We start from the raw sequence: 13,052 nt of genomic DNA, 5'->3' as shown, positions 1-13,052 counted from the left end.
TCATGGCCAAGAACAAGACCGCGAAGACCGAAGAGCCCGTGCAGCGCAACGGCGGCCTCTTCACCTACGCCCCCGCACCCGAGTCCCCCGCCGCCGCGGGCGACATCGCCACCTCCTACGGCCACTTCATCGGCGGCGAGTTCGTCGACTCCTCCGGCAGCGAGGCCCTGAAGACGGTCAACCCGGCCACCGAGCAGGTGCTCGCCGAGTTCGCCCAGGGCACCGACGAGGACGTCGACCGCGCCGTCGCCGCCGCCCGCAGGGCCTTCACCGACTGGTCGGCGCTGCCGGGCAGCGAGCGCGCCAAGTACCTGTTCCGGATCGCCCGGATCATCCAGGAGCGCAGCCGCGAGCTGGCCGTGCTGGAGTCGATCGACAACGGCAAGCCGATCCGCGAGACCCGCGACGTGGACCTGCCGCTGGTCGCCGCGCACTTCTTCTACTACGCGGGCTGGGCCGACAAGCTGGACTTCGCCGGCTACGGCGCGAACCCCCGCCCGCTGGGCGTGGCCGGCCAGGTCATCCCGTGGAACTTCCCGCTGCTGATGCTGGCGTGGAAGATCGCCCCGGCGCTGGCCACCGGCAACACCGTGGTGCTGAAGCCGGCCGAGACCACCCCGCTGACCGCGCTGCGCTTCGCCGAGATCTGCCAGCAGGCGGGCCTGCCGAAGGGCGTCGTCAACATCGTCACCGGTGACGGCCGCACCGGCGCCGCGCTCACCGCGCACCCGGACGTGAACAAGGTCGCCTTCACCGGCTCCACCCCGGTCGGCCGGGCGATCGCCAAGCAGATCGCCGGCACCCGCAAGAAGCTCTCGCTGGAGCTCGGCGGCAAGGCCGCGAACATCGTCTTCGACGACGCGCCGATCGACCAGGCGGTCGAGGGCATCGTCAACGGCATCTTCTTCAACCAGGGCCACGTCTGCTGCGCGGGCTCCCGCCTGCTCGTCCAGGAGTCGATCCAGGACGAGCTGCTGGACGCCCTGAAGCGCCGGATGGGTACTCTGCGGGTCGGCGACCCGCTGGACAAGAACACCGACATCGGCGCCATCAACTCGGCCGCCCAGCTGGCCCGGATCACCGCGCTGACCGACGCCGGCGAGGCCGAGGGCGCCGAGCGCTGGTCGCCCGCCTGCGAGCTGCCCGGCACCGGCTTCTGGTTCAAGCCGACCATCTTCACCGGCGTCAGCCAGGCCCACCGGATCGCCCAGGAGGAGATCTTCGGCCCGGTCCTGTCGGTGCTGACCTTCCGCACCCCCGCCGAGGCGGTCGACAAGGCCAACAACACCCCGTACGGCCTCTCCGCCGGCATCTGGACGGAGAAGGGCTCGCGGATCCTCTGGACCGCGAACCGGCTGAAGGCGGGCGTGGTCTGGGCCAACACCTTCAACAAGTTCGACCCGACCTCGCCGTTCGGCGGCTACAAGGAGTCGGGTTACGGCCGCGAGGGTGGCCGCCACGGTCTGGAGGCCTACCTCGATGTCTGACACCACCACGCGTCTTGACGTCTTCAAGACCTACAAGCTGTACGTCGGCGGGAAGTTCCCCCGCTCCGAGAGCGGGCGGGTGTACGAGGTGACCAAGGCGACAGCTGCCGCCGACGCGGCGGGCAAGCGCGAGTGGCTCGCCAACGTCCCGCTCGGTACCCGCAAGGACACCCGCGACGCCGTGCTGGCCGCCCGCGCGGCCGTCAAGGGCTGGGCCGGCACCACCGCCTACAACCGCGGCCAGGTGTTGTACCGGGTCGCCGAGATGCTGCAGGGCCGACGCGAGCAGTTCGCCGCCGAGGTGGCGCTCTCCGAGAGCATCGGCCCGAAGAAGGCCGCCGCCCTGGTGGACGCCGCGATCGACCGCTGGGTCTGGTACGCGGGCTGGACGGACAAGGTCGCCCAGATCGCGGGCGGCGCCAACCCCGTCGCCGGGCCGTTCTTCAACCTCTCCACCCCGGAGCCGACCGGCGTGGTCGGGATCGTCGCCCCGCAGGCCGGGTACGGGCACTCGCTGCTCGGCCTGGTCTCGGTGATCGCGCCCGCCATCGCCACCGGCAACACCGTGGTGGTCGCGGCGGCCGCCGACGCCCCGCTGCCGGCCCTGTCGCTGGGCGAGGTGCTGGCCACCTCGGACGTCCCCGGCGGCGTCGTCAACATCATCTCGGGCCGTACCGCCGACATCGCCCCGACCCTGGCCTCCCACCAGGACGTGAACGCGGTGGACCTCACCGGGGCCATTGCGGTCGACGGTCCCGGCGCGGCGGCTGCGCTGGAAGCCGCTGCCGCGGATACCCTGAAGAGGGTGGTCCGTCCGGAGCTGGACCCGTTCGCCCAGGACTGGACCAATGCGCCCGGTACGGACCGGCTACTCTCGTTCCTGGAGACGAAGACGGTCTGGCACCCGATGGGGATCTGACCGTCCCCTCCGCAGTACCGCAGTACCGCGTTACAACACCACAGACTGGCCGTCCCCAGTGCCCTCTCCCCCCCAGGGCCCGGACGGTCATAGGACGGACCCGCGCCTCTCCCCCCCCTGGCGCGGGTCCGTCGGTTTTCCCGGCCCGCGCGGAGGCCGGCGCGGAAGTCGGCGCGTACGCCCGGTTTCGGCATCCCGCCCCGATGCGTCAGACTGGTGTCCCGTGAGTGACTCCCCGCTGAACCCTGTGCCGATAGCCCGTGCCCGGGTGGTCCTGCTGTCCGGGCCCTCCGGATCGGGGAAGTCCTCGCTCGCCGAGCGCAGCGGCCTGCCGGTCCTCCAGCTCGACGACTTCTACAAGGACGGGGACGACCCCACCCTGCCGCTGCTGCCGGACGGCGCGGTCGACTGGGACTCCCCGCTCGCCTGGCACCGCGAGCAGGCCGTGGCGGCCATCCGCAGCCTGCACGAGACCGGCCGCGCCGACGTCCCGGTGTACTCGATCCCGGACAACGGCCGGATCGACACCCGCGTCCTGGACCTGGCCGGCGCGCCCGCGTTCATCGCCGAGGGCATCTTCGCCGCCGAGATCACCGCCGACTGCGCCGCCGAGGGCCTGCTGGGCGACGCCCTGTGCCTGCGCAACCGCCCGCTCACCACCGCCTGGCGCCGGCTGCGCCGGGACGTCCGGGAGGGCCGCAAGTCGCTGCCCGTGCTGGTCCGCCGCGGCTGGCGCCTGATGCGCGCCGAGCGCGGCATCGTCGGCCGCCAGGTCGAGCTGGGCGCCCAGCCCTGCGGCGGCGCCGAGGCCGCCCGCCGGATCCGCGCCGCGGCGGACCACCGGGCCCTCGCGGCCGCCCGGGCCACCGCCTGACGGGGCACGACGAACGGCGGGCCCGGTGCGTCTCCCCCGCACCGGGCCCGCCGCCTTCCCGGACGGTCACCGGGCTTCCCTGACCGCGCCGCTCCCCCGAGCCGGCGCCGCCAGTCCCCAACCGTCCTTACCCGTCCCCCGACGGGAGTCTCTCGTCCTGTCCGACAGGACCTACGCGACCAGTTCGCCGAACGCCCGGGCCGTGTCGCCCGACCGGTTCAGGTGCTCGTCGTCACGCAGCCGGCGCAGGGCGCGCCAGATGCTGCTCTTGACCGTGCCGACGCTGATGTTGAGCACATCGGCGATCTCCGGGTCGGTCTTGCCCTCGTAGTAGCGCAGCACCAGCATGGTCCGCTGGTTCTCCGGCAGCTTGGACAGTGCCTGCCACAGCACGGTGCGCAGCTCGGTGCCGCCCATCGCGTCGGTGTCGCCGGCCGTCTCCGGCAGCTCCTCGGTCGGGTACTCGCTGACCTTGCGGCGCCGCCACGCGGAGATGTGCAGGTTGGTCATGGTGCGGCGGAGGTAGCCCCCGACCGCGGCCTTGTCGGTGATCCGGCCCCAGGCCCGGTAGGTGCTGAAGAGCGCGCTCTGCAGCAGGTCCTCGGCCTCGTAGCGGTCACCCGTGAGGTGGTACGCCGTGGCGTACAGGGAGGCGCGGCGCTCGCTCACGTACGCGGTGAACTCCGTGATGTGGTCCTCCGCGACGGCCGGGTGCTCCCCCTGCGCGCCTCCCTGTCCCGCCTCGGTGGTGCGACCTGCCGCGGGCGAAACCCGCAGCAGCGTCGTACCCGCGGCCTCGCGGCCGGCCGACTCCCCCGAATCGACCGTCCGAAGACCGCTCCCCCCGATCCCCCGGGTTCCCCCGTTCCCCCCCAGGGTGTCCTTGCCCTCGACGCGGACGGGGAGGATCCCCCGCAGCGTGAGGGTGTTGGCGGAATCGGCCGCACTCCCCGTCCGGCCGATTCCGTACAGCTCCCCCTGCCTGCTGCCGCCGCTCACCCGGCGGGCAGCAGTGTTTCCACCGGTGCTGTGTGCGCACCCCCGTACGATCACGGCACCGGAGGCCTCGTCGGTCCTGACCTCGTACCGGGTCCGGTGGGTGGTCTCTGACGAACGCGGGGTCCGCCCAGCCGGGTTGGTCCGGGTCTGAAGCGTGGCGTTCATCATGCGCCCCCTTGGTCGGTACGAGCGGATCCTGTCGCCGCCGTTCCGGCCGGCCTGGTGGCCCGCTGTACTGCGGCGACATGGAAAATCCTGCCCGCCGGTTGTGATGGCGCTGTCCGCCGACTGTCACAGGGCTGTCACAGGGACGGGGCCTGCGCCCGGCGATCCCTCCTGCGATCCCGGACGCCGGTGGCACGCCTTCCGGTTCCAGCCCGGCCGGGGAGGGGTGCCGGGGGGTGATTCGGCGCCCCGGGTGAGCCAGAATGAGGCCGTGCCTTTCCTCCTTCTGATCGAGGACGACGACGCCATCCGCACCGGCCTCGAACTCGCCCTCACCCGCCAGGGCCACAAAGTGGCCACCGCCGCCTCCGGCGAGGACGGTCTGAGGCTCTTCAAGGAGCAGCGGCCGGACCTGATCGTGCTGGACGTGATGCTGCCCGGAATCGACGGCTTCGAGGTCTGCCGCCGGATCCGCCGCACCGACCAGCTGCCGATCATCCTGCTCACGGCCCGCTCCGACGACATCGACGTCGTGGTCGGACTGGAGTCCGGTGCGGACGACTACGTCGTCAAGCCGGTGCAGCCGCGCGTCCTGGACGCCCGGATCCGGGCCGTGCTGCGGCGCGGTGAGCGGGAGAGCTCGGACTCCTCCGCCTACGGCACCGTGGTGATCGACCGCGCCGCGATGACCGTCACCAAGGACGGCGAGGACCTCCAGCTCACCCCGACCGAGCTGCGGCTGCTGCTGGAGCTCAGCCGCCGCCCCGGCCAGGCGCTCTCCCGCCAGCAACTGCTGCGCCTGGTCTGGGAGCACGACTACCTCGGTGACTCCCGCCTGGTCGACGCCTGCGTGCAGCGGCTGCGGGCCAAGGTCGAGGACGTCCCGTCGGCGCCGACCCTGATCCGCACCGTGCGCGGCGTCGGCTACCGGCTGGACCCGCCGGCGTGACGCCCGCGCCCCTCCTGACTTCCATAACGACAGGCTGACGTGACTGACCATCAGACGACCCGGCGGTTCTCCTCGGGCCCGTGGCGGCGGCTGCGCTCCCTGCGGGTGCGGCTGATCGCGGTGTTCGCCGCGGTCGCGCTGCTCGCCGCCGCCTCGGCCTCCGGCATCGCGTACTGGCTGAACCGGGACGCCGTGCTCAAGCGCGCCCAGGACACCGCGCTCAACGACTTCCGGGTCTCGCTCACCCGCAACGTCTCCCAGCTGCCGCTGAACGCCACCTGTCTGCAGCTGAACGAGCTGGCCAGCCTGGTCTCCGGTTCGGGCCTGGGCTACGACGTGGTCGTGGTCGACGACGCGCTCCCGGACTGCACCGCCTCCTCCAACCCGGGGCGCTACACGCTCGCCGAGGTCCCGGACCGGCTGCGGTCCACCGTGGCCCGTCAGCGCGAGGTCACCGAGAACAACCCGTACGCCTTCCACCTGTACTGGCAGCGCCAGAACCTGGACGGCCGCCCGTTCCTGATCGGCGGCACCAAGGTGGTGCCGACCGGCCCGACGGCGTACATGTTCAAGTCGCTGGAGAACGAGCGGGCCGACCTCAACACGCTGGGCTGGTCGCTGGCCATCGCCACCCTGCTCGCCCTGATCGGCTCGGCGCTGCTCGCCCAGGCCGCCTCGGCGACGGTGCTGCGCCCGGTCAAGCGCCTCGGAGAGGCGGCCCGACGGCTCGGCGAGGGCCACCTGGACACCCGGCTGGAGGTCGAGGGCTCGGACGAACTGGCCGACCTCGCGCGGACCTTCAACCGCACCGCGGAGTCGCTGCACGAGCAGGTCGAGGAGCTGAGCGCGCGCGAGGCGCAGAGCCGGCGGTTCGTCGCCGACATGTCGCACGAGCTGCGCACTCCGCTGACCGCGATGACGGCGGTGACGGACATCCTGGAGGACGAGGCGGAGTCGCTGGACCCGATGATCGAGCCGGCCGTCCGGCTGGTGGTCAACGAGACGCGCCGGCTCTCCGACCTGGTGGAGAACCTGATGGAGGTGACCCGCTTCGACGCCGGTACCGCGAAGCTGGTCGCCGACGAGGTGGACATCTCCGATCTGATCATGTCCTGCATCGACGGCCGGGCCTGGTACGACGCGGTCGAGCTGGACGCCCCGCGCGGCATCCGGGCCGTGGTGGACCCGCGCCGGCTGGACGTCGTGTTCGCCAACCTGATCGGCAACGCGCTCAAGCACGGCGGCTCGCCGGTGCGGGTGAAGGTCCGGCAGACGGACCACTCCGTGACGGTGGAGGTCTCCGACAGCGGGCCCGGCATCCCGGAGGACGTGCTGCCGCACGTCTTCGACCGCTTCTACAAGGCCGACAAGGGGCGGGCGCGGTCGGAGGGCAGCGGGCTGGGCCTGTCCATCGCGATGGCCAACGCGCAGATACACGGGGGGACGATCACGGCGGCCAACGGGGAGACGGGCGCGGTGTTCACCCTGACCCTTCCGACCGCCCAGCCGACCCCGCCCGTCTCTCCCGAGGAGGATGCGACATGACCTCCCGTCTGCGCCGTACCGCCGGTGCCGTCCTGCTGCTCGCCGTCGCGACCGGGTGCGGCATCCGGCCGACCGCCGTGCCCGTGGACGCGGGCGCGCCGGCCAGCCGGACCGCCTGCCCGACCCAGCCGGCCGTCCCGACGGCACCGGTCGCGCCGAGCCCGGTCGGGCCCACGGCCCCCTCCGGGGCGGCCGCGACGGCCGCGCGCTCGACGGCGAAGGCCGGGCTGAGCCCGGCGCCGGGCGCCGCGTCCAAGGCCCCGTCGCCGGCTCCCTCGGTGGTCTCGCCGGTGGTGCCGTCCACCCCGCCGCCCGACAACGCGTTCAGCGCGCTGCCCTCGCCCTCGCCGACCTGTCGGTAAACCTCCGTGCGCGTACCCGGACGGCGTTCCGGGTGCGCGTCGGAATGTTCGCGCCGCACGTGGAACCGTTGCGCCACCGGCTCACGTCCTTCCCGGCGTGCAGCGAGATGGCACCAGCACACGCGACGAGCGTGCCGGCGTGCGGACCAAGTCAGGGTCGGCGACGGCCGTCCACCGATCCCTCCGGCTGGCGGGAGTCGTCGGTCTCACCCTTCATCTGGCGCTGGCCTGCTGGCTGGTGCTGCGGCCGCTGCCGGTGGCCTGGGTGTACGACGCCAACCTGACGCCACTGGGCTCACTGCGGTCCTCCACGGCGTGGCAGGTGCTCGGGGAACTGCTGATGCTGGCTCCGCTGGGGGCGCTGCTCCCGCTGGCCGGAGGGCGGCTCCAGGCGCCCTGGTTCCCGTCCTTCCTGCGCACCACGGGTGCGTCGGCACTGCTGGCGACGGCGCTGGAGTTCCTGTCCTCGTGGACGCCGGGGCACGTGTTGAACGTCGACCACATACTGTTCGCGGTGGTCGGTGTGGGGATCACCCACCTGGCGCTGGTCCCGGCGTGCCGGTCCCTGCTGCTGCGACCGCAGGGCGTACGGACCACGAGGGTGCGGCCCACCCCGTCGGCGCCGAATCCGGCTCCGGTGTACGCGGAGGCGGCCCTCAGTCCCGGAAGTCCTCGCCGGTGAGCGCCTTGGCCGCCTGGTCGGTCTCGCCGACGGAGGCGTAGGCCTCGGAGGCCTGCCGCCGCAGCTGCCGAACCTCGTCGTCGGGGTGGCCCGCGGCGGCAAGGGTGTCGGCCAACTCACCGAGAGCGTGCGCCTCGCGGTAGGGGTTCCGCGGGGAGCGGAAGTGCTCGACCGCCTGCCGTCCTGCCGCGGTGGCCTCCTCGTACTTGCCCTGACCGCGCAACGCCTTGCCGATGTTGTTCAACGTGGCGCCGACGGTGAACCGACCAAGGATGTCGTGCCTGACCGCGAGGCTCTTGCGGTAGTTGTCGATAGCTTCGTCAAACCGACCCAGAGCCGTGTAGGCCAGCCCGAGGTACCCACGTGTCTGGGCTTCGCCGACGGGGTCGCCCACCTCCTCGATGATGGCGAGTGAGATCTGGTGGGCATCGAGCGCCTCGTCGAATCGTCCCATCAACCGAAGAGCGAAGCCGATGTCGTTCCGAGCGCGCGCTTCCCCCTCCCGGCCATCCTCCAACTGGTGCAGGGCCAATTCCCGTCCATAGGCGTCGATGGCTTCGCTGAAGAACCGCCGCGCACGGAGGGAGTCCCCGAGCGAATTCCACGCATCGGCCACTCGGGTGCCGAGTTCCATACGAATGGCAACGCAGCTTCGATGCACCTCAATCGCGTCATCGAGACGGCGCAGCTCGCGCAGTACATTGCCGAGATTCCCCAACGCATTGCTCTCCTCAATGCGGTTGCCGGAGGCCCGCCCCGCTGCGACGCCGGTCATGGAAGTGCTGTACCAGTCGTCGAGATGACGCCCTCTGGAGAGATAGACGGAGAGGACCGAGTTCAACCGCGCGACGGCAGACCATCGACCATCGACATGCGCCGCATGGACAGCAGCGATGAGGTTGGAGTACTCAGCATCAAACCAGCTCAGTGAGTCCCAGCCGTTCGGGAACGCCATTGCGGCGAACTTCTCGAATTCTGCACGCAGACCCCCGCTCACCGGAATGGAGCGATCGGCGGCCACGTAGGCGGCCGCACACAATTCGTAGTGTTCGTAGAGGCGGTCAAGCGCCACACGATTTCGGGCACCAGCCACCCGGGCCTGCTCCGTAGCGTGGTCCCGTACGAGGTCGTGCATGATCCAGCGACCGCCGCCGACACTCTGCCGGATCAGCCCGGTGGCCGCGAGGGAGATAAGGCGGCGGCGGACCTCCCGAGGCTTCTGGTCGGTGAGTACTGCCGCCGAATCGGTGGAGATGTCCGTGCCCGGGGCGATGGCCAGCAAGTCCAGCAGCTCCGCCTCGGGGATCGTCAGCAGACGGCGCGAGCGGTCGAGCGAGGCTCGGACGACGGCCCGCCGACCGTCCTCCAGCTCGTCGAGCCGGCTGCCCGTCTCGGCGAGTGCCTCTGCCAGGTCGTCGGCGAGTCCGCCCGGGGTCAGGTGCGGGTCCAGAACGTGCTGGGCGGCGGCGAGTTCGAGGGCGAGCGGCAGGTACCCGCACATCTTCGCCAGCCGCAGCGCGCCCTCCGGGTCGGCGGTGATCTGCTGGGGGCGGCGCTTGGTGGTCCGCAGGGTGGTCGCCATCAGTTCGACGGAGGACTCCGGCGTCAGGACGTCGAGGTCGATCAGCTCCGCGTCCAGGTCGGCGAGGGTGTGCCGCGAGGTGATGAGCAGGCGGTGCGGCCCGGCCCCGGGGAGGAGCTGGCGGACCTGCTCGGACGCGGAGGCGTTGTCGGCGACCACCAGGATGCCGCGCCCTTCCTGGATCCGCAGGTCGAGCTGGGCCCGGAAGAGGGCGGCCCGGCCGTCGTCGTCCGGGGGGATGCGTTCGGCCGTGACGCCGAGGATCCGGAGGTTGGAGTCGAGGGCCTGGCCGACGGTGGTCGGGGTCTCGTCGTAGCCGTGCAGGTCGAAGAAGAGGGCGTCGGCGAACCAGCCGTTGTCGAGGGCGCGGTGGGCCACAGCGAGGGCGAGGGTCGTCTTGCCGATCCCGCCCATCCCGGCCACGGAGGCGACCAGCACCGCATCGGCAGTGCTCACGCCGGGGTCGAGGAGCGGTAGCAGCCGCTCCAACTCGCCCTCGCGGCCGGTGAAGTCCCGGGTCAGTTGCGGTAGCGGCGGGAGCGGCGGATGCCCCGGGGAGGAGGCCCGGCCCTTGGCGACAGCCCGGTCCGACTGGGCGTTTTCGAGAAGCGTCGCCCAGGAACGCTCGTCGAACGGACGGCCGGCCCAGGCGCTCCAGATGGTGACCAGGGCGATGAACTGACCGCTACTGGAGGGGACGGGCACCTTGGCGAGCTCGGCGTCCGCCGGTGCCCAGTCGCTGACGCGCTTGGCGGTGAACTTCTTGGCCGCGGCCGAGTTGAGGCTCTTGGCCTGCCGCTCCACCTCGCGGTCGGAGGACGGCTTCCCCGCCCGCTCGCGTGCCGCCTGCGCGGCCTGCTTCAACTCGCGCAGCCTGGTGTACAGCTCCCGCGCCGCCTGCTCGCCCAACCCCGTGCCCCCAGCCCGTGTGCCGCCCGCCCGTCGTGCCCGGTGCCCGTCCTGCCCGCGGCGGGCAGGACGGGCAACGCGCTGGCCAGCAGCTTAGAGCGGATTCGCCCGCTGTGCCCGGGGGTTGGGACGGGCGGCGGGCGGCGGGCGGAACGTTGGCGGCACGCCGGGCCCGGCGCCAACCGTCCGAACTGCTCACAAGGGGGCAACCCGCATGAAGCGCCGCAGCAGCAACCGCCGTAACAGCAACCGCCGCACCACCGCCCGCCGTCTCCTGCGCACCGCCGCGTTCGCCGGGGTGCGGGGGCTGGCCGGCTCCGCCGGGCCGATCGTCGTGGTCGTGATCAAGTGGTGGCTCGACCACCACTGATCCCGGCCGGTCCGGGGAGCCGCGACTCAGCGGCTCCCCGGGCGCACCCGGCCGCCGACCTCGATCAGTCCGCCGGGGCGGACGGCCGTCACGATCTGCGAGCCGCGGCCCTGGGTGATCGTCAGGTCGCGCTGGAGTTCCGCGGTCAGGATGATGGCGGCAGCGCCGGTGGCCTCGTCCTCGTCGATACCGTCACCGCGGCCGGGGAAGGCGCGGGCGCGGACGGTCCCGGCGGCCTCGTCCTGCCAGGCCCAGGCGTAGATCCACTCGCCGGGCGGCGGGACGTCGAGGGCCTCCACCTCGGCGACCGAGCCGTACTGCTTGGTGGTGCGGCCGGGCGCCCACTCGGCGCGGCCCTCGATGCGGGTGAACTCGCCGTCCTGGCGGACGTTCACGGTGCCGGCGAGGGTGACGAGCTGGGGGGTCTTGAGGAGCCAGGCGGAGCCCACGCAGGGGTGTCCGGCGAAGGGGAGGCGGGCGCTGGGGGTGTAGATGTCGATGGCGCGGTCCCGGCGTCGTCGACGAAGACGGTCTCGCTGAAGCCGAGCTCCCGGGCGAACGCCTGGCGTTCGGCGGGGGTGGGGAAGGCGGAGCCTTCGCGGACGACGCCGAGGCGGTTGCCGTGGGCACCGTCGGACGCGCAAAAGACGCGAAGAACCTCATAGTCAGTCATTCCCCCACCCAATCACGGGGGTGGGGACGGGAGTGAAACGACTCCGTGATGAAAACGTGGGGACGGATGTCGGTGGGCTCCAGTACTGTGCGCTGTCGTCCCCAAGAGTTCTACTTCTTCGCTTCCCACAGGAATCTTCTTTGAACCTCGACTTCAGTGCCGAGCCCCTTTTCTCCTGGTACGTCGTGCTGCTGGCCGTCAGCGGTATCGCGATGGTCGTGCTGGGGGCCGTGAACCTCGGCGGCAGCCTGAGCATCGGCTGGCGTGCGATCAACATCCTCGCGGGTGTGGCGTTCGCCGGGTACGCGTACTACCTGGCGTTCGTCTTCGAGGGGGGCGAGTACCGGCTGTTCTTCCAGGCGTTCATCCTGCCGGTGGCGCTGATCGCCAACTCGGTGAAGGCACTGGCCACGCGCGGTAGCGCCCAGGCCGCGCAGCCGGCCCCGCAGCAGTTCGGCCCGCCGCCGACGCCGTACAACCCGAACGCCCAGTACAACCCGAACGCGCCCTACCAGGCCGCCCCGGCCACCCCGCCGCAGCAGCCGGCCCAGCCGCCGCAGGCCGGCTGAGTAAGCAGTGATGCCCCGCCCCTCGCGGAACCGCGAGGGGCGGGGCATCGGCGTTTGTGGGGCCGGTCAGACGAGGTGGTCGAACTCCCCAGCCTTCACGGCAAGGAGGAAGGCCCGGAGCTTGGAAGCGTCAGTTGTGACGATGACACCTGGATCATCCGACTCCCGGAGATGGCAGAGACCCCCAGCTCCAGATGAAAGCTCAAGGCAGTGGCTGCCGTCGTCCGTGTCGCTGAATGACGACTTCTGCCAGTTGAGCAGCCACATGAATGCCTCCCACAGCCGTCTGTCACGCCAGGTGGTCGAACTTCCCCGCCTTGGCCGCGAGCAGGAATGCCCGGAGCTTGGCGGCATCGGTCGTGACGACGACACCCGGATCATCCGACTCCCGAAGATGGCGAAGATCGCCGACTCCGGAGGCGAGTTCAAGGCAGTTATCGGCGCCTTCCGCGTCACTGTAGGACGACTTCTGCCAGTTGAGCTGTTGCATGAGCACCTCCACGTAGCACTACTACCCGTTACAGGAGATGGTCGAACTCCCCCGCCTTGGCCGCGAGCAGGAACGCTCGGAGCTTGGCGGTGTCGGTCGTGACGACGACATCCGGGTCGTCCGACTCCCGGAGATGACGAAGCCCCCCAGCCCCAGGAGCCAGCTCAAGGCAAGAGTTGCCGGCGTCCCCGCCACTGAATGATGACTTCCGCCACTCGAGTAACTGCATGAACGCCTCCTCCATCGACAGGTCTCCAGGACTGCCACCGTCACACGAGGTGGTCGAACTCCCCAGCCTTGGCCGCGAGGAGGAAGGCCCGGAGCTTGGCAGCGTCAGTGGTGAGGATGACCTCCGGCTCATCCGACTCCCGAAGGTGACGAAATCCCCCGGAGCCCAGCGCGAGCTCCAGGCAGTTATTTGCGGCATCTCCTCCGCTGAATGACGACTTCTGCCACAGGGTTTCTGACATCGCAGGC

Annotated in this window: 15 protein-coding genes and 1 pseudogene; 9 read left to right on the top strand and 7 right to left on the bottom strand. The window is 71.2% G+C overall.

Annotation, left to right across the window (positions count from 1 at the left end):
* The first annotated feature begins 2 nt into the window (after positions 1-2).
* The 3 genes from ACFVVX_RS23195 (at position 3) to ACFVVX_RS23185 (ending at position 3,280) form a co-directional block, all read left to right on the top strand.
* Positions 3-1,487 carry an aldehyde dehydrogenase family protein gene (locus ACFVVX_RS23195; protein WP_387948484.1) on the top strand — a complete coding sequence of 495 codons (1,485 nt, stop codon included), beginning with the start codon at positions 3-5 and terminating at the stop codon, positions 1,485-1,487.
* The gene (locus ACFVVX_RS23190; protein WP_387948483.1) at positions 1,480-2,406 is read left to right on the top strand and encodes an aldehyde dehydrogenase family protein; all 927 of its coding nucleotides are present in this window, start codon (positions 1,480-1,482) and stop codon (positions 2,404-2,406) included. Before ACFVVX_RS23195 ends, ACFVVX_RS23190 begins: the two co-directional genes overlap by 8 nt.
* Positions 2,407-2,629: 223 nt before the next feature.
* Positions 2,630-3,280 carry an ATP-binding protein gene (locus ACFVVX_RS23185; RefSeq protein WP_387948482.1) on the top strand — a complete coding sequence of 217 codons (651 nt, stop codon included), beginning with the start codon at positions 2,630-2,632 and terminating at the stop codon, positions 3,278-3,280.
* A gap of 171 nt (positions 3,281-3,451) precedes the next feature.
* Here the strand turns inward: ACFVVX_RS23185 and ACFVVX_RS23180 are convergent, their stop codons facing one another.
* Positions 3,452-4,156 (bottom strand): SigE family RNA polymerase sigma factor, encoded by a 705-nt coding sequence (locus ACFVVX_RS23180; RefSeq protein ID WP_387948533.1) that lies wholly within the window; start codon positions 4,154-4,156, stop codon positions 3,452-3,454.
* A 559-nt stretch (positions 4,157-4,715) separates the two neighbouring features.
* On the opposite strand from ACFVVX_RS23180, the gene ACFVVX_RS23175 reads away from it, so the two are divergent.
* The 4 genes from ACFVVX_RS23175 to ACFVVX_RS23160 all read left to right on the top strand — a co-directional run bounded on the left by ACFVVX_RS23175 (position 4,716) and on the right by ACFVVX_RS23160 (position 7,982).
* Positions 4,716-5,393 (top strand): response regulator transcription factor, encoded by a 678-nt coding sequence (locus tag ACFVVX_RS23175; RefSeq protein WP_329487983.1) that lies wholly within the window; start codon positions 4,716-4,718, stop codon positions 5,391-5,393.
* Between the two features lie 39 nt (positions 5,394-5,432).
* The gene (locus ACFVVX_RS23170; RefSeq protein WP_387948481.1) at positions 5,433-6,938 is read left to right on the top strand and encodes an ATP-binding protein; all 1,506 of its coding nucleotides are present in this window, start codon (positions 5,433-5,435) and stop codon (positions 6,936-6,938) included.
* Entirely contained in the window at positions 6,935-7,300 is a 366-nt protein-coding gene (locus tag ACFVVX_RS23165; RefSeq protein WP_387948480.1) for a hypothetical protein, read from the top strand. Before ACFVVX_RS23170 ends, ACFVVX_RS23165 begins: the two co-directional genes overlap by 4 nt.
* Before the next feature lie 139 nt (positions 7,301-7,439).
* Positions 7,440-7,982, top strand: coding sequence for a VanZ family protein (locus tag ACFVVX_RS23160; protein ID WP_387948479.1), 543 nt, complete (start codon positions 7,440-7,442; stop codon positions 7,980-7,982).
* On the opposite strand, the gene ACFVVX_RS23155 is transcribed toward ACFVVX_RS23160, so the two are convergent.
* Positions 7,957-10,473 (bottom strand): tetratricopeptide repeat protein, encoded by a 2,517-nt coding sequence (locus ACFVVX_RS23155; RefSeq protein ID WP_387948478.1) that lies wholly within the window; start codon positions 10,471-10,473, stop codon positions 7,957-7,959. The genes ACFVVX_RS23160 and ACFVVX_RS23155 overlap by 26 nt on opposite strands.
* A 214-nt stretch (positions 10,474-10,687) precedes the next feature.
* Between ACFVVX_RS23155 and ACFVVX_RS23150 the strand changes: the two genes are divergently transcribed.
* A complete protein-coding gene (locus tag ACFVVX_RS23150) occupies positions 10,688-10,843 on the top strand; it encodes a hypothetical protein (protein ID WP_387948477.1) in 156 nt (51 codons plus the stop codon).
* Between the two features lie 26 nt (positions 10,844-10,869).
* Here ACFVVX_RS23150 and ACFVVX_RS23145 read toward each other — a convergent pair.
* Positions 10,870-11,516, bottom strand: a pseudogene (locus ACFVVX_RS23145) (PhzF family phenazine biosynthesis protein).
* A gap of 140 nt (positions 11,517-11,656) precedes the next feature.
* On the opposite strand from ACFVVX_RS23145, the gene ACFVVX_RS23140 reads away from it, so the two are divergent.
* Positions 11,657-12,085 carry a hypothetical protein gene (locus ACFVVX_RS23140; protein ID WP_387948476.1) on the top strand — a complete coding sequence of 143 codons (429 nt, stop codon included), beginning with the start codon at positions 11,657-11,659 and terminating at the stop codon, positions 12,083-12,085.
* Positions 12,086-12,151: 66 nt separating this feature from the next.
* Here ACFVVX_RS23140 and ACFVVX_RS23135 read toward each other — a convergent pair whose 3' ends face one another.
* From ACFVVX_RS23135 to ACFVVX_RS23120, 4 genes are read right to left on the bottom strand one after another with little or no spacing between them, the layout of a single operon-like run.
* The gene (locus ACFVVX_RS23135; protein WP_387948475.1) at positions 12,152-12,352 is read right to left on the bottom strand and encodes a DUF397 domain-containing protein; all 201 of its coding nucleotides are present in this window, start codon (positions 12,350-12,352) and stop codon (positions 12,152-12,154) included.
* Between the two features lie 22 nt (positions 12,353-12,374).
* The gene (locus ACFVVX_RS23130; protein ID WP_387948474.1) at positions 12,375-12,575 is read right to left on the bottom strand and encodes a DUF397 domain-containing protein; all 201 of its coding nucleotides are present in this window, start codon (positions 12,573-12,575) and stop codon (positions 12,375-12,377) included.
* A 28-nt stretch (positions 12,576-12,603) separates the two neighbouring features.
* Positions 12,604-12,819 (bottom strand): DUF397 domain-containing protein, encoded by a 216-nt coding sequence (locus ACFVVX_RS23125; RefSeq protein WP_387948473.1) that lies wholly within the window; start codon positions 12,817-12,819, stop codon positions 12,604-12,606.
* Between the two features lie 25 nt (positions 12,820-12,844).
* On the bottom strand, positions 12,845-13,045 hold the full coding sequence (locus tag ACFVVX_RS23120; protein ID WP_387948472.1) for a DUF397 domain-containing protein: 201 nt from the start codon (positions 13,043-13,045) through the stop codon (positions 12,845-12,847).
* Between the last annotated feature and the right edge of the window lie 7 nt (positions 13,046-13,052).

This window comes from Kitasatospora sp. NPDC058170 (assembly GCF_042883905.1).
Lineage (GTDB): Bacteria > Actinomycetota > Actinomycetes > Streptomycetales > Streptomycetaceae > Kitasatospora.
The sequence above is the reverse complement of the archived record's forward strand: the minus strand, read 5'-3'. Positions and strand labels throughout refer to the sequence as shown.